The organism is Cellulomonas denverensis (genome assembly GCF_012396125.1).
In the GTDB taxonomy this organism is placed as follows: Bacteria; Actinomycetota; Actinomycetes; order Actinomycetales; family Cellulomonadaceae; genus Cellulomonas; species Cellulomonas denverensis.
Genome location: NZ_JAAXOX010000010.1, coordinates 58,892 through 78,347 on the forward strand (window position 1 = coordinate 58,892; position 19,456 = coordinate 78,347).

Consider the following 19,456-nt stretch of genomic DNA (forward strand, 5'->3'; position numbering starts at 1 on the left):
TTGCGCCCGGCGTCACGCCCGCAGCGGGGTGATCTCCTCGTACTCCGCCACCGTCGCCCCGCGCAGGCAGGCCTCGATGATCTGCCGGCCCAGCGGGTCCAGGTCGTCGGTGAGGAACTGGGTCAGCTCCGCGGCGAAGAAGTTCTGCAGGATCGCCGCGCCCGCGTCGTAGGCGTCCGTGCCGACCTGCGACTGGCTCTCCGGCCGGAGCAGGGTCGGGCGGATCTGCTGGCCGTCCAGCTTCATCTCCACCGGGCTGTAGCCGAACAGCGAGCAGCGGGCCGGCAGCAGCTGGTCGCGCTGGATCCGGCCGCCGCCGCGCCGGGCCAGGTACTCCCGGGTCAGCCACTCGCCGGAGAACCCGACCCGGTAGGCGCCGATGTGCTGGTTCGGGGTGAGCACGTAACGGGTGCGGTCGGTGTCCAGGATCTGCCGGAGCAGCAGGTTGGCGGCGGCGACCTTGGTGCCGGTGGAGAACGGCCAGTAGGACCCGACCCCCTCGGCGACCATCCCGCCGTGCGCCAGCGTGCTGACCGCGTCCTTGGACTCGCCGATCGACGGGTTCTTGTCGCCGCGCGGGGCGATCAGCCGCCAGATCCAGGCCAGCGCCGGCGGCACGACGTGCATCATGCCCATGATCCCGTAGGTCGGGTTCTCCCGGGTGCACAGCGGCATCCGCACGCCGAAGGTGCGCACGTCGACCACCCGCGGTTCGGCGACCACGTTCTTGATGAAGCTGCGCGGGATCACCACCCGGGGGTTCGGGCAGCGCTTGCCGGTGGAGTCGAGGGTGTGCTCCCAGGGCAGCGCGGTGGCGTCCGGCACGCCGTCGATGGACAGGAACACCAGCGGTTCCTGCGGCTCGATCACCGCCCGCTCGAACGGGATGTCCTCGCCGTAGCTGGTCAGGTTGTCCACCCGGACGAACCAGCCCGCCTCGGCGTCGGCGACCGTCAGCTTGCCCGGCCGGTTCTGCACCGCGGGGTGGCACAGCGTCATGTCGTCGGTGACCGGTGCCAGGGCGGAGGTCTCACCGAGGGTGATGTAGTACGGCTCGTCCCGGACCACATTGGTGCCGACCAGGATCCGGCCGTCGTCCTCGCGCCGGATCTCCTGGCACATCTCCGACTTGCCACCGCCGGAGGCGCCCTCGTGCATAATCACGGTGACGTTCTCGTACGGGGTCGTCACCTCGACCGACGAGGCGTGAGCGGTGAGCCAGCCCTCCTGCTCGCCGATGTCCAGCAGCACCGAGAACACGCCCTTCTTGGCGCTCGGTCCCGGGTAGAGGTTGTACGCCCACACCTCGTGCAGGGTTTCCGAGCGGTTGTGCACCACCACCTGGCGGCCGTCGAAGTGCGTGTGCCGGAACGGCGGGGCGACGTACAGGATCGAGCGCGGGCTGAACGGTCCCAATTCCTCGAAGGTCACCCAGCCCTGCAGGTCGACCAGCGTCAGCGCGAAGAACGCCGCATTCACCGGGCAGATCGCCAGCGACGGGTAACCGTGGGTCGGCCCGCCCGCCTTGAACGGCACCACGACCAGCGCCTGGCCGGCCAGCCAGTCCAGCGTCTCCTGCCGGGTCTGCTCGAAGCCGGTGCCGAAGACGTCGCGGTAGCGCGGCTTGTCGGTCGGCAGGTCGTCCGCGATCCGCATGCAGTCCGGGTCGCGGCGGCGCATGTAGTCCTCGGGATAGTTCACCGCGATCCCGTTCCGGCAGCGCGCGATGTCGGCCTCCCGGATCGTGCGGCCGTCGACCTCGTACTCGACGGCGAAGGTCGGGCCACCCTCCGGGCCCAGGGCCAATCGGTACAGTTCGGCACGGCTCTCGGGCGCGATCACCCGCGGGGCGGCGTCCAGGCAGGCCCGCACCTCGGCGGACAGATCCAGGTCGGCGATCAGTCGCCGGGCGTTCTCGGTCATCGGTCATCCCTCCGCGATCCCTGCCCCGTAGGGCCGATCATCACCACGCGGAGCATCCCCCACTTTTCCACCATGTGAGATGGAACGGATGCACGCTTTACTTCCAGATTAGGCAGCGATGGCCAACCCGGGGTGGGACTTCGGTCACTGGGTAGCGCCGGCGCGTTCGTATCCTGGGCCGCACCCGCACCTCCGGTCAGCCGCCCGACCGACGGGCCCGATGCCATGTCCACTCTCCGCCGCGCCGCCCTGCCGGCCCTCGCCGCGGTCGTCCTCGCCATCGCCGGGTGCGCGGACGCGAAGCCCTCCGCCGGGGCCCGGGCGAGTACGCCACCCCCTGCCGCAGGCGATGCGGTGACCGGCACCCTGCGCTACGCGATCGGCGACGTCCAGGGCTCCGTGCAGCTCGACCTCGACGGCAGCACCGCCGTGCTCACCTACGCCTCCGGTGGCGGCGACCAGGAGACCGAGTCCCGGCCCCAGGACCGGGATGCCGAGCTGATCGAGTTCCTGACCTCGGAGCAGGCGCTGGACAACCGCCCCAACGGCGACGGCGCCACCTGCATGGACGCGGGCAGCGGGTCGGTGGAGCTCACGATCGGCGACCGGCAGGTCAGCGAGACCTTCGACTGCGGCGACGCCTCGATCCCCCTGGACGCGATGGCGGTCGCCGGGTTCGACACCGACCGCATCATGGGCGGGATGTACTAGGCACGCCCCCGCTCGTCCACCGGCAGGTTGCGGTACTCCTGCCACGCCGCGAGCAGTTCCGCACGGCCGCCCTCCGGGTGCTCGCGACGCCAGGCGCGGGTGAACCGGTTGTACTCGAACTGCGGGTCGATCGACCGTTCGCCCCGATCGCGGGTGCGGTGCCAGTGGTCGAGCGCGTCGCCCATCGTCCGGGTGCCGTCGGCGGCGGCGAAGAACGCGCGCATCTCGGCGTCGAAGTGGAAGGACGGCCCGGCCTGTTCCGCCAGCCAGGCCCGCACCACCTGGCTACAGCGCTGCCCGGGCGGGATCACCGTGTCCGCGGTGAGCGGCCCGGACAGCTGCCGGCCAGCGCCGGACGGGGCGCGCACCGGTTCGGCGAACTCCCGGCCGTCCAGCCGGGCGGCGATCCGGTCGGTGAGCAGCTGCTTGCTCCCCGTGGCGCGGACGCCGAGCAACCGGGCGAAGTCGGCGAGCTCCTCCTTCAGCCAGTACCAGCGGCGCAGCTCCGTGCCGGACAGGTCGGGGGTCAGGGCCGGTCGGGTGGCGGGAGTCACCCGACCAGCCTGGCGCACGCCTCCGACACCGGGGGCTTGGGTACCCGGTCGCAGGTCCCTATCGTGGCCGGATCACCCCGGTCAGCCGCCCGACCGACAGGACCGATGCCATGTCCGCACGCGTCGTGCGCTCCGCACTGGTCGCCGCCGTGCTGCTGGCGACGGCCGCCTGCACCGCTGCGCCGGAACCGGTCGACGGCCCGGTGACAGGCACGCTCACGTACAGCCCCGGGCACAGCTGGGGTCCGCAGGCCACGCTGGAGCTGCGGCTGGACGGCGAGACCGCCACCCTCACCTACTCGGTCGCCGACCTGCCGCCGGAGTCCGAGCAGCGCCCGCAGGACCGGGACGAGCAACTGCTCCGGGCGCTGCGGCACCGGGACGCCCTGGACGGCGTGGACGCGCCCGAGGACTCCGACTGTATGGACGGCGACGGCGGGAGCATGAACCTGACCGTCGGGGACCAGGAGTTCAGCGAGAGCTTCGGGTGCAGCGAGCCGGGGGTCACCAAGGAGGCGATCACCGCGGCCGGCTTCGACGTCCAGGGCATCCTGGACGACCTGCGCGAGAGCGTCGCCGGGTAGCGCTCAGTCGTGCGACACCCGTGAGTAGTCCTGGTCCTTGGTCTCCTGAGACAGGATCAGTGCGATCAGCGTGAGCACCGCCGCACCGGTCAGGTATACCCCGACCAGCCAGGTCGACCCGTCGGCGATCCGCCACAGCTCCAGCGCGATGATCGGGGCCAGCGCCGCGCCCAGGATCGACGACACGTTGTAGGCGATCGCCGACCCGGTGTACCGCACGTTGGTCGGGAACAGCTCCGGCAGGATCGCGCCCATCGGCCCGAAGGTGGCACCCATCAGCGTGAAGCCGAGCACCAGGAATGACTGCGCCAGCGCCCCGGTGAACGCCACGTCCTCTCGCACCATCAGGAACACGTCGAAGGTCAGGCCGAACACCGCGATCAGCGAGGTCACCCAGATCAGCAGCTTGCGCCGGCCGATCTGGTCCGCCAGCGGCCCGGACAGCAGCGTGAAGATGCCGAAGAACACCACGCCGATCACCTGCATCAGCACGAAGTGCACGTACGGGATCCCGAGCCCGTGGGTGCCCGCCTCGGTGGGCTCGGTCGCCGCCGTGCCGTAGGTCAGCGCGAAGGTCGTCATCAGGTAGAACAGCACGTAGGTGGCCAGCATGATGAACGTGCCGAGCACCACCGCGCGCCAGTGGTGGGTCAGCGTGGTGCCCAGCGGCAGCTTGGTGATCTTGCCGGACTTCTCCGCGGTCTTGAACGACTCGGACTCCACCAGCTTCAGCCGGACCCACAGCCCGACGATCACCATCACCGCGGAGAACAGGAACGGGATCCGCCAGCCCCAGCTCAGGAACTCCGGCGAGTCCGAGCCGAGCACGCCGTTGATGATCAGGAACAGCGTGTTCGCGATGATGAAGCCGATCGGCGCACCGGCCTGCGGGAACGTCCCATACCAGGCGCGCTTGCCCTCCGGCGCGTTCTCGGTTGCGACCAGCGCCGCACCCGACCACTCGCCGCCCAGTGCGAAGCCCTGCGCCAGCCGCATCACCAGCAGCAGGATCGGCGCCAGCAGACCGACGCTGCCGTAGGTCGGCAGCAGCCCGATCAGGAAGGTGGCGACCCCCATGGTCAGCAGCGACGCGACCAGGGTCGACTTCCGGCCGTTCCGGTCGCCCAGGTGCCCGAAGAAGATCGCCCCGACCGGCCGCGCCACCATCGCCGCCCCGAAGGTCGCGAAGGACAGCAGCAGCGCGGTGTTCGAGTCGGCGGCGGTGAAGAACAGCTTCGGGAAGACCAGCACCGCGGCGGTCGCGTAGACGTAGAAGTCGTAGAACTCGATCGTGGTGCCGACCAGGCTGGCCGCGATCACCCGCCCGGGCGAGTTCACCGGCACGGGTGCCTGACTGGCGGTCTGGGTGGCGGAGATGGACATCGGCGGGCTGCTCCCCTGGTCGTGGACGGTTCGCGCACCGGCATCGCAGGTCCTACCGGCGGGTCCGCAGGGGCGGGGTGGATCGGAGTCGTGCGCGGCTTGCGACGGTAGCGCCTGTCTCACCTGCCAGACAGGCGGCGTTCACATGATGGAATGTCGGCGCCGTGCGGCAAGCTGGCGGCATGACCAGCGATGCCGTCCAGCACCCCGTCACCGCCGCCACCGCCGACGGACACCCCGCCGGCGCACGGTGCTTCGGCGACGGCGACCCGCTGTACGAGCGCTACCACGACGAGGAGTGGGGCGTCCCGGTGCACGGCGACCGGGCGCTCTACGAACGGATGTCGCTGGAGGCCTTCCAGTCCGGGCTCGCCTGGATCACCGTGCTCCGCAAACGTGAGGGCTTCCGGGCCGCGTTCGCGGACTTCGACCCCGAGGTGGTCGCCGGGTACGACGAGCACGACGTCGAACGCCTGATGGCCGACGCCGGGATCATCCGGAACCGGGCCAAAATCCTGGCAACCATCGCGAACGCGCGCGCACTGCTGGACCTGCAGGCAGCGGGCGGCAGCCTGGACGCGATCTTCTGGTCCTACGCGACGCCGGAGTCCGAGCGGGTGCGGCCGGTGTCCTTCGCCGACGTGCCGGCCGTCACCCCGGCGTCGACGGCGTTGGCGAAAGAGCTGAAGAAGGCCGGGTTCCGGTTCGTGGGGCCGACGACGGCGTACGCGGCGATGCAGGCGTGCGGGATGGTGGACGACCACCTGGCGGGGTGTCCGGTCGTGGCGGCGATCTCCTAGGAACCTCCGATCATCCGGTGCGCGGCAGTCGTCGGGTCCACGCGGCCTTCCATCAGGTCGCGTGCGGCATCAGCGGCTGCGGTCATCGCCGCCGCTCCTGTCGTCGTCGCTGCGAGGCCGAACTGCTCGCGGGGATCGTCCAATGCGTCATCGACCTCGTGGGCCAGCGGTGCCGACATGATCGCCAAATCGACCACAGTCTTCTTGCCCTCATCGCGCGTCATTGCCCCGTACGGCAGATCGAGGCCTCGGACGTCGTTCTCCCCAGCCTAGACGCTCACCCGACTGGAATACTCAACCAAAAGGTCGCGCCCTAACACTCTGCGACGCCGGTTCCCACAATATGATCTAGGTGTTCGAAAATCTCTATGTACTCGCCGTGATCAAACTTCGGCGGCACCCATTTCATGGCCTCAAAATGATTGATGGCGGATGCCGGAATGCCGATCCCGTACTCACGAACATACTCCGACGCATCAACACGCCAGTAATAGACGCCGTCGGACTGAATACCGGATCCGCCGGCCACATCGAATTTGCCTCCTATCTCGTCGCGCGTATACTCCATCCAGGCGAGAAATAGCGGACACCCTCGTAAGTACCTGACCACCTGGGAGCGCACTGGACCCAAGAGAACCGCGGTTCTATCAATCGAAGACGCGTCCCAAACTGTTCCCGGCGCAGGAGCCAGCGCGCCCAGGGGCAGGATCGACCGTGCGATCATCAGAAGCTTCCCTGCATTAGTCCGCCATCGATGGGGCTAAGCTGTGCTTTTCGGGTTGTTGCGACCACGTCAACATCCAAGATCCTTGATAGCTCAGAGGCCGCCTCTCGACCACCGTGACACATTACCAGTGTTATCGCACAACCCGGTCGATAGTTCGGGTTCTCCAGAACCGCGTCCGCAATCTGCTGCGTGTTGGTCACATTTCCGTTGACGAGCGGACGACCTTCGGAAGTGCCGTGCACAATCACGTCATGGCGGCCGCCGGCGCCCTGAGACCGGCCGAAATTGACCACAGTCGATGAGTCGTCTCCGATCGCCGTGGCTGTCGAACTATGACGAACAGTGGCGCCCGCGGCGGTCATCGAGTCCATCGATGCGTCCGCTACGCCCGAAGCTGCGCCCGAGGCCGCGCCCGACCGCGCCCCGGCATTCAGAGTGGCACGACTGAGCTGGCCTGTCACCACCGTACTCGCCGCTCGTTGCGCTGCGATCCGGGCGGCGACAGCGGGAGCCACCCTGCTGACCACCGCGGAGGTCGCGGAGCGAACCGCGCCAGAGGCAGGTCCGGCGATCGCACCGACAAGACCCCCGATCGCCGTGTCTCTGGCCAGCGACCGCCAGGAGAACGGTTGGGTCTTCTGCACCCTCGACCGCCACAAGTTCGTCGCCGCTCCGCCGGCGGCTCCGCCAAGGGCAAAGCACCCCACCGAACCGGTACCCGATGTCACGGCCAAGCAACCCGCCGTCACCACTCCGCCGACCACGACGCCGACGATCTCGGCCTGGTACCTGCGGACGAGGTTTACCGCCCCATGCGCCGCGGCACTGACCCCGCGCCTGACCTTGTTCCATGCGTTCTTCCACGACCACATCCCGGTCGGATCCCAGTAGGTGACCGGGTTGTTGTCCGCGTAGGAGTACGACCCCCACGACTGCGGCGCCGACTGGTCGAACACCGGGTCCACCGACACGAACCGCCCGATCAGGGCGTCGTAGTACCGCGCCCCGACCTGGGTGAGGCCGCTGGCGTCCTGGACCTTGTTCATGAACCCGTGGTCGCCCGGCCATGCCGCCGCGGTGCCACGCGTGTTCCCGTAGGGGTCGGTGCGGCGCTGGGTGATGACCTTGGTCGTGTTGGCGATCGCCATCGACGCGGTCTGGTGCGGGTCGGAGATCAGTGAGCTGACCGTCGAACCGGCTGTACCAGTGCGCATCGCCAGGGTCTGGCCGTTGAAGCCGTAGTAGCGGGTGGCCTTGACCGCCTTGGTGGCGGTGGTCAGGGCGAGCTCCTGGCCGCCGGGCAGGTAGAGCGTGACGACGCCGTTCTCGCGGCGGATCAGCCGCTCGCCGTCGGCGGTGTAGAGCGCCTGCATGACGGTGCTGGTGCCCTGCGCGATCGACTCCAGACGACCCTCGGCGTCCCACTTGAGGGTCTGACCGGCCTTGCCGCCGACGTTGCGGGTGGTGGTGTTGCCCGTCGCGTCGTAGGCGTACGAGCTGGTGGCCGCGCCGGCCGCGCCGGTCTGCTTCACGGTGGACACCGCGTGCGGGCGAGCCGCACCGGTGGCCGGGTAGGCGTACGTGCGGGTGGTGTCGCCAGCGGCGGTGTGGGTCGTCTCGCTGGACCGGTTTCCGGCGGCATCGATGGCGTAGTCGGTCCAGTACGGGGCTGGTCCGCCGAGCTCCGTCACCGACTTCGGGGCGCTGCAGTCGGAGCTCGCCGGGGTCCAGGCCGAGGTGAGCTGGCGCAGGCCGTCGTAGGCGAAGCACTGGGCGTCAGCGGGCCTGTCGGTGGGGTTGTCGACGACCGAGGTCGGGTTACCCGACGCGTCGTAGGTGTAGGTGAGGTCCATGTCCAGACCGCCGACACCTTCGCGCTCGACCCAGGTCTTCTGCAGTCGTCGTGTGCCCTCTTCGTAGGAGTAGTTGAGGAAGAACGCGTACGTGTTACCGAGGTCGTAGCGCAGCGGCTCGCCGTAGACGTCGTAGACGGTGTCGGCGACGTAGACACCCCACCCGAGACCGCCCGACATCCATTCGGGGCGGGACAGGGAGTCGAAGCGGGTAGTGACGGTCTCGGCGCCGAGTCCACCGCCGGCCGGCAGCTTCATGGACTTGACCTGGCCGTCGGCCGTGTAGGTGTAGCTGGTGGTGTAGGTCCCAGCCAAGGTGCCTTCGGCGCTGGGCAGCGTGACCGACGCGCCGAGTGGCCGCCCGGCGTCGTCGTAGCCGGTGACCGCGGTGACGTAGGCCGCCGTGCCGGAGTACCGGGTCGACGAGGTGAGCTGTCCCTTCAGCAGGGTGTCGTAGGTCCACTTGGCCCGCAGGGTCCCGGTGGCGGTGCCGTCGCGGAGCTCGGTCTGGCGACCGAGCTGGTCGCGCACGGTGTAGAGCGTGACCCCCCGTGCATCCGTCGTGGTGCGGACGAGGCCGGCCTCGTCGTAGGTGGTGGTCGTCGCGCCCTTGTCCGGGTCGGTCGCGGTGACCTGTCGGCCGCGCAGGTCGTAGGTGTAGGACCAGGCGTTCCCCGCGGCGTCCTTGACCGAGGTGAGGTTCCCGGCGCGGTCGTAGCCGTAGCTCACCGCGCGGAAGTCACCGGTGGGATGGCCGCCGAGGTACTGGCGCAGCTCGGTGGTGTTGCCGCGGGCGTCGGAGATGGTGGTCTGCGCGGTGCCGCCCTGCGGGGGGTCCACGGTAACGCGGTCGCCGCCGTAGCTGGTGGTGGTGCGCCAGCGCTCCTGCTCCCCGACGTCGGTGATCGTGGCCGTGCTACGGCCCGCACCGTCGTAGAGGTAGCGGGTACGGCTGGGTACCGCGGTGGTCGGGACCACCAGGGATGTGCTCACCGCTCCGGCGGCGAACCATGACCCGTTCGACCAGGCCACGTTGCCGCGGCTGTCGTAGAAGGTGTCGGTGATGATGCGGCCGGGGGTGTCCCGGGCCGCCGAGGGCGACTGGGTCTGGCGGGGCCGGAGCATGCCGTCGTAGAGGGCGACGCTGGTCAGATAGGTCTCGTCGGCAGCGAGGGTCTTGGTGGTGACCGTGTTCGGTGCCGTCTTGGAGATCGTGTACTCGTAGGTGGTGTGCGCGCTGGCACTGCCCTGGGCACGGCCCGGGTTCCAGACCGCGGTGGTCCGGCCGAGCGCGTCGAAGGTGGCGGAGGTGACCTTGCCGTTCGGGTCGGTGGTCTTGACCATCGACCCCCAGGCCGGGTTGAGGACCGCGGTGGTGACCCCGGCGGTGATCGGGCCACTGCCGTCCGGGTCGGGGGCGGTGACGGTGGTGCCGGTGACCACGCCCCCCGTACCGGTGTACGCGGTGGTCGAGGCCCGGCCCATCGCGTCGGTGGCAACCGTCGGGCGGCCGAGGCTGTCGTAGGTCGTGGTGCTGGTGGTCACGTAGGTCGGCGTGGTGCCGGAGTAGGCGGAGACGACTTGGGAGGTGGTCGGCAGGCCGCGGGTCGGTGCCGCGCCGAAGGCGCCGCCGTCGTAGAACGTGCGCTCATCGGAAATGACGTCGCGCGGCCGGGAGGGTGCGGTTGCGCAGTTCACCGAGACTGTCTCGACGCGCTTGGCCGTGGAGATGATCGAGGCCGCCGGGTTCTGCGCGTACTCGGTTCGGATACACCGGTCGTCGGCGGCGGTGCTGACGTCACCCTGGTCGTCGATCTGGGTGGGGAGGCCGTAGGCGGTCTCGTAGCTAGTGACGGACCGAGTGGTGCGCACCCCACCGGGCAGTGCAGGAGCCACGGTGCGTTCCTCGACCGTTCCGGGCCGGAGGAAGGCCGCGCGAGTCCCGTCTGCTCCGACGGCGGTCGCAGCGGAGATCCACGGCGTGGTGACCGTGCCGCCGATCTCGGGCCCGTCGATTCCGTTGTAGGTGATCTCTTCGCGGACGAAGCCGTTCAGCCGCTCGGTGTCCGCAATGCCGTCGACGGTGACCTGACGTGTGCCTCCAGATGCGAGCCGGTCGCCGTCCATTCCGCGGAAATACCGGGTGCGGACCTGGGAACGCTGCTCCATCGCCGAACCCGTGATGACGTCCACCGCGGCGTACCCCCGGAACTCGCTCCAGGTCCGGTGGGCGGGGGCGGTGAAGGGGCTGTCGTCATAGTGCCAGGCCGGGTCACCCACGTAGTGGTAGGCAGTCTCCACCGCGGCGGACACCTCATCGTTCGGGTTCTCGACGACGGTGTTGACCACGTACTTGTGGAAGTACTCCTGAATCTCCGGGCCGGTTCCCTCGGGCTGCCACGACACCGGGAAGCAACGCCGGGAGTTGCTGTCCGCGGCCGCGGGCAGGCTGCCGGAGGTGCAGTCGGGAGCGGAGTAGTTGATGGTCGTGGTGCCGCCGGCTTCGGAGCTGATGGCGGTGACCCGGTAGCGGTTCATCGGCGGGCCGGCGTCGCCGGTGGTGTCCACTCGGTTGGCCATCTGCTCACCGCGGAACGTCACCTCGGGCAGCGTGATGGTCGACCCGACCAGACCCTGGTGGGTGATGCCGTCCAGCCAGAGCGCGGAGTTGGTGCGATCGCCGGTGTCGGGGAAGGTGTGCCGCAGGTTCCAGGCGTCGACGTCCTGGTAGGACGATCCGACCAGGACCCGGGTCTTCACGCTGGTCAGGCGCTTGCGGGTGAAGAAGGACGGCGAGGTCTGCTCGGGGCAGCTAGTGGTGGAGGTGCACATCAGGTCGAAGGGAACGTCCGGCCAGGACTTCGCGTTCGCTTCGGTGAGCTGAGCCGGATCGCAGGTGATCCCACCGGAGGGCAGGCATCTCTCGGCGACGGTGAACTCGACCCGGGCGGGCGCCTGCGAGGCTGACTCGGAGCCGGCACGTTGTCCGTACTCGATCCGATTCAGGTAGCCGCCACGCACATAGGTCGACACCGCTTGGTTGAGGTTCCGACCGTAGTTGTTGGTCTCCTTCTCATAGGCGTAGGTCAGCGTGTTACCCGAGGTGTCGACGACGTACTCGAGATTCCATCGCCACGTCTGGGTGCAGACCGAGGAGGCATAGTCCGCCGCGTAGCACGGGTCGCCCGGATGGTTGCCGTAGACCGGAACGGACCACGCCGAGTTCAGCTCGAGAGGGTCGCCCGCGGCAAGTCGCGCGCATCAACCGCCAGCAAGCTGGTCGACGACCATTCCAGCAATCCGCCCAACTCACTCAACCTGTGAGCCACGCCCTCCCGGCTACCCCACAGGCTCTGGCAGCACCGCATTCACAATGAAGTTCGCCCGCTCCCGCCAAGCCGGTTCGTTGTGGACACTGAACTGCGCGTGCTCTTCGCTCATCCCCCTAGACTCCACCACGATGGCGGCCACTCGCCCTCGTGGCCCGCGGGTGGTGTCAGTGGCGCATCTCGCGATGCGTGGCAGTGGGCGTGGCTCATGTGCGCGTCGTCGATCGTCGCGTCGCCCCCACAGGACTGCGGGATGGCGTAGTCAGCTCCGGGATCGGCGATGCAGGCGTGCGGGATGGTGGACGACCACTTGGCAGGGTGTCCAGCGGTCACACGAGAGGGACAGCGCTAGATTTCTGTCCCCAGAACTGAGCCGTGTTCAGTCGGGCAGAACGTGATCATGCAGCGTGTCGGGCAATGTTCCTTCGGGAATCCATCCGGCTGACAGAACCTCGATCTCACTGATCACCACGGCCGGCACTTTGACACCTTCGTCGACGATTGCCCAAGCCAACGAGACCATCGCCTCCGCGGGCTCTCCGTGGCTTGCCATCTCGATTGCTAGCGCAAGTCGCCCTTCTCGCATGTACGCCGAAGCTCGCTCGATGGTGGCGTCGATACGTTTCCGGTAGCGCCCCATGGCACTCATGGATTCTTCGGAAGATTCGCGGGGTAGCCCGACCATATCCCTCCATCGCGAATCACCACGCGGATATCGATGTCGTCTCGCGTGCCCGTCACGATACTGTCTCTCCCCTGGGGGAGCCCGGTCAAACTTGGGTCGGTTCACCGTCGCCGTCGTTTGGCGAGCCGCCTGTACCTTGCGGAGCCGACTCGCCACCTCGGCCGGATCGTCCTCGTCGTCGATGTCGATCGCCGTCGCGGCGAGCATGTCGCACTGCTGACGGCGCCGACGCTCGCGGTACTCCAGCACATCACGAAGCCGGACCTTGCGCCGCGTGCCCGGCCGTTCGGCGGGCAGCTCACCGGTGTCGATCGCAGTACGCACCACACAACCGCGCTCTCGTAGTTCTCGCGGCTCAGCGCGTGCCGCGCCACCTCCCCACGACCATCAGCCCGCCGACTCCGAGCAGGCCCGCCGCCAGGAGCGCGCCCGGGACCAGGCCATCCGCACCGGTCGCCGCGAGACCAGCACCGGTACCCGTCCCGGCGTCGACAGCAGCAGCACCGGCACCCGTCCCGGCGTCGGCACCACCGGCACCCGTCCCGGCGTCGGCACCACCGGCGCCCGTCCCGGCATCGGCACCAACACCCTCATCAGCACCGGCACCAGGGCCGGTCCCGGTCCCGGCCGCGCCCGCCGGATCGATCCGGATCACCACGTCCACCCGCACGGACGCCCCGACGCCGTTGGCGGCCACCACCCCGACCCGGTACTCGCCCGCCGTGGTCGGCACGCCGGTGAGGGTGCCGTCGGCCTGCAGTTCCAGGCCCGGGGGCAGCGTTCCCTCGGCGATGGTCAGCTCCGGTGCCGGTGTCCCGCCGACCGTGAAGGTGTGCGCGTAGGCCGTCCCGACTTCACCGGCCGGGGGCTCGCCGCCGAGGGTCACCGGCTCGTGGACGACCAGGTCGACGTCGAGTGCCGGCGCCGAGGACCCGCACACGGCGTGTGCCGAGGGGTCGGCGGCGAGCACGCGGAACTGGTAGCTGCCCGCGGTGGTGGGGGTGCCCGACAGCAGCCCGTCCGTGGACAGCGTCAGGCCGTCGGGCAGCGCGCCGCCGTTGGGGTCCACTCCCGTCGCCAGGGTGTCGGAGCTGGTGTCGAAGGTGAAGGCGTACGGCTCCCCGGCCACGGCGGCGTGCGGTTCACCGGTGAGGGTGGGGCAGGCGACGCCCTGGACCCAGATCGAGGCGGACGTCCACGCGCCGAACGGGTTGGTGACGGTCAGCCGGTACTGGTCCGTCCCGTCGGGTGCGGTCACCCGGAGCCGGGTCGTCACGGTCTCCCCGGTCACGGCGTCGTGCTGCTCGGTGCGGTCGGGGTCGACGGGGCCCCAGGTGCCATCGGCGCCTTCGACCTCCCACCGGATGGTGACGGCGGAGCCGCTCCTCAGCATCGCGACGAGCTCGAGTTGGCGGTCCGCCTGGCCGTACTCCCCTACCGGCAGGACGAGCGGGCGGGGCGCGGTGCCGTAGGTGAACGCCTGGTCGTGGGTGATCGTGCTGTCCCCGGTGCGCACGTGGACGTCGACCGTCCCGGCGGCGTGCGGCGGGGTGACGGCGTGCACCACGGCACCCTCGCGCCGCACCTGGGCGGCCGGGACGTCGCCGAACCGGACCTCGGTCATCGCGGTGTGCAGGGAGTGCGGCGTCTCGACCACCCGATCCGCCGGGGCGCCCAGACCCAGCTGGCCGACCTGACCGGTGCCCCAGGCGAGGATGTCGCCCGACGCGGTGACGGCGAACGCCCGGCGCTGGTCGTAGCTGCCGGCGCTGGGTCCGATCCCGAGGGCGGTTGCTCCGGTCAGAGCGTCACCGTCGTACTCGAGCGGCTCCGGCCGGTCGGCGTCGCGCCCGCCGGCCAGGATGCCGTCGCCGGCGCTGCCCCAGCCGTAGAGGCGTCCCTGGTCGTCCCTCGCGAGGGCGATCGAGAGCGTCGCGGCCACCTCGACGATCCGTGCCCCGTCGGGGAGCGCGCCGAGATCGACCGCGAGTGGCACGGAGTTCTCCATCGCGCCGGACGCCCCGGTGCCGAGTTCCCCGTTCGCGTTGCTCCCCCAGGCGACCATCGACCCGTCCTCGGTCACGGCATAGACGCTCGCGGTCCCGATGGCCACGTACTCCACGGTCTGACCGGCGAGCACGCCGCTGGTGTCGACCGGCACCGGCCACACCGACACGCCGGAGCTGCCCCGTCCCAGGCGACCGTTCCCGCCGTTCCCCCAGCAGTAGACGGCACCGTGCTCGGTGAGCGCCACCACCGAGTTCTCGCCGGCAGCGACCTGGGCGACCGGCACTCCGTCCAGGGTCTCGACCACCAGCACCGGATCCCACTGCGTGGCCGTGCTGCCGATCCCGATCTGGCCGAGCGACCCCCAGCCCCAGGCGTAGACCGCCCCGGCGCCGGTCAGGACCACGGCGAAGTCCGCACCCGCGTCGACCTGGGTCACGGTGGAGCCCACCAGCGCCGCGAGCGATGCCAGAAGAACCGGCTCGGCGCTCCCGGTGACACCGCTCCCGAGGCCGAGCTGCCCGCGCGCGTTCGCCCCCCAGGTGTACACCGCTCCGCCGCTGGTCAGTGCGACCGAGTGGGCGGAGCCGGCCACCACCTGCACGACGTCCTCGCCGCCGAAGGCCTCCCGGTCGATCGCGGTCGGCTCCAGGGCCTGGGTCATGTCGCCGAGGCCGAGCTGTCCGGAATCGCCGGTGCCCCAGGCGTAGACGGTCCCGTCGGTCATCACCGCGAGCGTGTGGGCGTCGCCGGTGGCCACCTGGGTGAACCGCACCGGGTCGTCGGCCTGGACCGTGACCTCGGCACCGCCGTCGACCAGCCCGAGCGCGGGCGTGACCGGGCCGGTGGGATCGGCACCGGCGGTGCCGCCACCCGGTAGCACCAAGGCGGTCGCGAGCAGGACGGAGGACGCGAGGCGGAGCAACATGGAGCACCTGTCTGCACGGGAACATGACGAGTTCCCACCCCAGGGCACGGCGGCGACCGAGACGCGGCCGGTCCGGTGGCAGCACGGGCCCGCCGTCCGTACTTCCCCGGCCAGGGCCCGCGAACCGGGGTGTCCGGATGGAAAGCTGGACGGGTCAGAGGTCTGCCGACTCCGCCACCCCGTCCTGGAGCAGCGCCTCCCGCGCCCGGCAGTACGCCCGCCGCAGCCGCGGGTCCGCCCCCAGCTCGCCGAACACCGGCACCACGTCCAGCAGCGCCCCCGGCCGTTCGTCCTCCCGCGCGACCGCGGCGAGCAGCTCGGCGGCGGCCCGGTCCACGACCGTCGTCCCGCGCCGCTGCATGGACACCCCCCAGGCGGCGAGCACCAGGGCGGCCACGTCGATCGACCCGCCGGCGGCGAGCTGGTCGCGGACCACCGGCAGCAGGAACTTGGGGATCCGGTCGGAGGCGTCGACGGCGATCCGGTCCAGGCGGTCGGCGACCGCGGCGCAGGCGAAGCGGTCCAGCACCTGGTCGCCGTAGGCGAGCGGGTCGGTGCCGGGCAGCGGATCGAGGGTCGGGACGGCCTCGTCGGTGAGGTAGCGGCGGACGAGACCGGCGATCACCGGGTCGGCAACCGCCTCGTGCACCCAGGTGTGGCCGGCGAGCATGCCGAGGTGGGCGAGCGCCTGGTGGGAGGCGTTCAGGATCCGGAGTTTGAGCTTCTCGTAGGGGGCGACATCGGGGACAAGCTCGACCCCGACGGTCGCGAGGTCGGGCCGGCCGGTGGGGAAGTCGTCCTGGATCACCCACTGCCGGAACTGCTCGGCGGCGACCGGCCAGGGGTCGTCGATGCCGTAGTCGTCGCGGACCATCGCGCGGGTGAGGTCGGTGGTGACCGGGGTGATCCGGTCGACCATGGTGCAGGGGAAGGCGACCTCCGCGGCGATCCAGTCGGCGAGGGCCGGGTCGTGCCGCCGGGTGAAGGCGGTCAGGGCGGCCCGGGTGACGTCGCCGTTGTGCTGGATGTTGTCGCAGCTCAGGACCGTGAACGGCGGGGTGCCGTCCGCCCGGCGACGGCGGAGGGCAGCGGCCAGGTAGCCGAAGGCGCTGATCGGCAGGCCGTCCGGCTGGTCGAGGTCGGCCAGGGTGAGCGGGTCGCGGGGGGCGAAGGTGCCGGTCGCGTCGTCGATGCCGTAGCCGCCCTCCGTGATGGTGAGCGAGACGATCCTGGTCGCCGGGTCGGCCAGCACGTCCAGGACGGCGGCCGGGTCGTCGGGGGCGTGCAGGTAGCGGATCAGCGAGCCGATCACCTGGGCCCGCCGGGTGCCGTCCGGGGCGGTGGTGACCAGGGTGTAGCGGCCGTCCCGAGCATGGGCGGCGTCGCGCAGGGCGGTCTCGGTGGGGAGCAGGCCGACGCCGCAGACGCCCCAGTCCAAGTCACCACCGGCGGCGATCGCGTCCCAGTAGGTCTGCTGGTGCGACCGGTGGAACGCCCCGACACCGAGGTGCACCACACCGACCCGCAGCCGGTCCCGGTCGTAGGCCGGGGTGCGCACGGTCACGGCCGGACCCGCAGCACCCGGGCGGACTCGCCCGCCGGGTGGACCCGGAGTTCGGCGGTGGCCGGGTCCCAGGTGGGTGCCCAGTCGGCGAGCTCGGTGGGGTAGAGCGTCTCCACCCGCAGCTCCCGGCCGGCGAACCGGGGCAGCGGGAGGACGACCTCGGACTGGCCGGCCCGGTGCCAGACGAACAGCAGCAGCTCCTCGCCGCGCAGCGAGCCGAGGGCCACCGTGTCGGCATCCCACTCCGGCAGGCCGAGCGGCCAGAGCGGGGTGGCGGCGGCGTGGTGCGCGATCACCTCCGGGTAGAGCGCGGTGGCGGCGCGGACCAGGTCGCGCTGGCCGGGGTCGAGCCGGTCCTGGTTGCCGGACAGGTAGAGCCGGCCGGACAGCCCGGTGACCAGGTTGAAGGCGATCTGCTCGTCGGTCATCTCGTGCTGGGGGTAGGCCCAGTTGCCGGCCTGTTCCGGGGCCATCGCCATCGGGGCGGCGGCGGCGATGGTGGGGTACAGCCGGTAGTCCTGCTGGTCGGAGGTGGACTGCAGGTCGTAGCGGGACAGGATCGCCTGGTCCATCCGCTGGGCGCCGGAGGAACAGGCCTCGATGATCACGTCCGGGTGCCGGCGGCGCAGCGCCTCGAACCAGTCCAGGTGGGCGCGGGCGTGGTCGAGCAGACCCTCGCCGGGGCCGGAGACGCCGGTGTCCGGGCCGGTGCCGGGGGTGACGTTGTAGTCCCACTTGAAGTAGCGGGCGCCGTACTCGCCGATCAGCCGGTCGAACACCCGGTCCAGGTGGTCGCGGGCGGCCGGGGAGCGCAGGTCGAGGAAGTAGCGGTCGTGTTCGACGATCCGGACGCCGGCCCGGTGCATGAACGCGTCCTCGGGCAGGTCGGCGGCCCGGGCGGAGCGCACTCCGATCACCTCGGGCTCGACCCACAGGCCGGGGGCCATCCCGGCGGCGCGGATGTACTCCAGTACGCCGGTCAGGCCGAGGTCGCCGAACCGCCGGGTGGACGGTTCCCAGGCGCCGACCGACGGCCACCAGTCGTAGCCGTCGTCGTACCAGCCGGCGTCGATGCAGAACACCTCGGCGCCGATGGCCGCGGCGGCGTCGATCAGCGGGAGCAGCGCCTCGGTGGTGGGGTCGCCCATCAGCGCGTTCATGTAGTCGTTGAACACCAGCGGGCGGGCGGCGTCGGCGGTGAACGGCAGGTGCGAGCGGCGGCGGTGCCCGGTGAGCTCGGCGATCGCCCCGGTGAGCCCGGCGGTGGACAGCGCGAAGGACACCGGCACGGTGCTGAAGCTGTCGCCAGGATCGAGCACAGTGGTCCAGGCGTGGTGCAGGTCGTCCGGGCCCATCAGCGCCAGGGTGAACAGGTCGGAGTCGGCGTACTGGGAGTTCAGCTCCCAGCGCCAGGGGTTGCTGGCCTCGATCTGCCAGGCCAGCGCCGGTCCGTCGCCGGATTCGAGCCCGGCGACCGGCACGTACTCGCCGGAGGACCAGGTGGAAGTGGACCCGCGCGAGTGCGAGCCGCGGCCGGACTGGCCGTGCGCGGCGGGGTTGAGGTCGGGCAGGCCCTCCGGCCCCATCAGGTCGATCGCGGACCAGCGGCTCTCGGCGCACCACTCGTTGCGGGCGGTCCACAGCCGGGTGCGGCGCGGGTCGCCGAGGAAGCCGGTCAGGCCGCGCAGCACCACGGAGGTCACCGCCTGCACGGTCAGCGCCCGCTCGCCCTGGTTCCGCAGGGTGGTCACGGCCCGGTAGGCGGCCAGGTCGTCGTAGCGGGTGAGCGTGGTGGTGACCAGCAGCCCGGTCTCCGGGTCGTACTGGTCGATCTCGATCATCTCGGCGCCGTCCCGGGTGGCGGTGCGGTGCCCGGTGTAGCGCAGCCGGTCGCCGACGGCGGTGCGGTCGGTCCGGGTCGAGGTCAGTGCCCGGCCCTCGCCGAGCAGCAGCGCCTCGGCCATCGCGTGTCGCGGCAGGTGCCGGGGCGTGGGCCCGTCCGGCAGCGGGGTGCGCGGGGCGAGGCCGAGGGTGACCGGCGCGTCGGCGGGAAGATCGAGGTGCAGGGGTGCGGCGTCCGAGCCCCAGGTCAGAGAGGTCATGTGTCGTCCAGGCGAGGTGTCGGGTGCCGGCACGGCGCGTCAGTGCGAGTCCGGCATCGAATGATGAACGACTATCACAGCGATCGACTCGCTCGTCAATCCCGTTCGCCCTGAGTGCACATCACGATCATGTGACCCTTGATCATCAGGGCTTGACAGCCACCGGCCGACTGGATAGACATGCTCAACGTTCGTCACAACCACCTGGATCCCGCACGCTGGCGTGCCGGGTCCGCACCGGGCAGCGGACACCGCCCTTGCACCGTCGCCGCCGGTGCACGGGCGACCGGGACGCCGTTCACCGAA

At 70.5% G+C, this 19,456-nt stretch carries 13 protein-coding genes; 3 read left to right on the plus strand and 10 right to left on the minus strand.

Annotated features, from left to right (window positions below):
* Positions 1–12: 12 nt before the first annotated feature.
* On the minus strand, positions 13–1,923 hold the full coding sequence (locus tag HGA03_RS14825; RefSeq protein ID WP_168631069.1) for a DUF4914 family protein: 1,911 nt from the start codon (positions 1,921–1,923) through the stop codon (positions 13–15).
* Between the two features lie 225 nt (positions 1,924–2,148).
* Here HGA03_RS14825 and HGA03_RS14830 point away from each other — a divergent pair, with 225 nt between their 5' ends.
* Positions 2,149–2,634, plus strand: coding sequence for a hypothetical protein (locus HGA03_RS14830; protein ID WP_168631070.1), 486 nt, complete (start codon positions 2,149–2,151; stop codon positions 2,632–2,634).
* Here the strand turns inward: HGA03_RS14830 and HGA03_RS14835 are convergent.
* A complete protein-coding gene (locus tag HGA03_RS14835; RefSeq protein ID WP_239073513.1) occupies positions 2,631–3,188 on the minus strand; it encodes a DUF6434 domain-containing protein in 558 nt (185 codons plus the stop codon). The two genes, HGA03_RS14830 and HGA03_RS14835, sit on opposite strands and share 4 nt — an antisense overlap.
* A 110-nt stretch (positions 3,189–3,298) precedes the next feature.
* On the opposite strand from HGA03_RS14835, the gene HGA03_RS14840 reads away from it, so the two are divergent.
* A complete protein-coding gene (locus HGA03_RS14840; RefSeq protein ID WP_168631071.1) occupies positions 3,299–3,772 on the plus strand; it encodes a hypothetical protein in 474 nt (157 codons plus the stop codon).
* A 3-nt stretch (positions 3,773–3,775) separates the two neighbouring features.
* On the opposite strand, the gene HGA03_RS14845 is transcribed toward HGA03_RS14840, so the two are convergent.
* On the minus strand, positions 3,776–5,155 hold the full coding sequence (locus HGA03_RS14845) for an MFS transporter (protein WP_168631072.1): 1,380 nt from the start codon (positions 5,153–5,155) through the stop codon (positions 3,776–3,778).
* 182 nt (positions 5,156–5,337) lie between these two features.
* Between HGA03_RS14845 and HGA03_RS14850 the strand changes: the two genes are divergently transcribed.
* A complete protein-coding gene (locus tag HGA03_RS14850) occupies positions 5,338–5,955 on the plus strand; it encodes a DNA-3-methyladenine glycosylase I (RefSeq protein WP_168631073.1) in 618 nt (205 codons plus the stop codon).
* Here the strand turns inward: HGA03_RS14850 and HGA03_RS14855 are convergent.
* The 7 genes from HGA03_RS14855 to HGA03_RS14885 form a co-directional block, all read right to left on the minus strand.
* A complete protein-coding gene (locus HGA03_RS14855) occupies positions 5,952–6,179 on the minus strand; it encodes a hypothetical protein (RefSeq protein WP_168631074.1) in 228 nt (75 codons plus the stop codon). The two genes, HGA03_RS14850 and HGA03_RS14855, sit on opposite strands and share 4 nt — an antisense overlap.
* A gap of 89 nt (positions 6,180–6,268) precedes the next feature.
* Positions 6,269–6,679, minus strand: coding sequence for a hypothetical protein (locus HGA03_RS14860; protein WP_168631075.1), 411 nt, complete (start codon positions 6,677–6,679; stop codon positions 6,269–6,271).
* Positions 6,679–11,568 (minus strand): RHS repeat-associated core domain-containing protein, encoded by a 4,890-nt coding sequence (locus tag HGA03_RS19640; RefSeq protein ID WP_168631076.1) that lies wholly within the window; start codon positions 11,566–11,568, stop codon positions 6,679–6,681. Before HGA03_RS19640 ends, HGA03_RS14860 begins: the two co-directional genes overlap by 1 nt.
* A 675-nt stretch (positions 11,569–12,243) precedes the next feature.
* The gene (locus HGA03_RS18505) at positions 12,244–12,873 is read right to left on the minus strand and encodes a hypothetical protein (protein ID WP_203767312.1); all 630 of its coding nucleotides are present in this window, start codon (positions 12,871–12,873) and stop codon (positions 12,244–12,246) included.
* A 31-nt stretch (positions 12,874–12,904) separates the two neighbouring features.
* Positions 12,905–15,484, minus strand: a complete 2,580-nt coding sequence (locus HGA03_RS14875; protein WP_168631077.1) for an RCC1 domain-containing protein — start codon at positions 15,482–15,484, stop codon at positions 12,905–12,907.
* Between the two features lie 154 nt (positions 15,485–15,638).
* A complete protein-coding gene (locus tag HGA03_RS14880; RefSeq protein WP_168631078.1) occupies positions 15,639–17,048 on the minus strand; it encodes a mannitol dehydrogenase family protein in 1,410 nt (469 codons plus the stop codon).
* Positions 17,045–19,150 carry a glycoside hydrolase family 36 protein gene (locus tag HGA03_RS14885; protein ID WP_168631079.1) on the minus strand — a complete coding sequence of 702 codons (2,106 nt, stop codon included), beginning with the start codon at positions 19,148–19,150 and terminating at the stop codon, positions 17,045–17,047. The genes HGA03_RS14880 and HGA03_RS14885 overlap by 4 nt, the downstream gene beginning before the upstream one ends.
* Between the last annotated feature and the right edge of the window lie 306 nt (positions 19,151–19,456).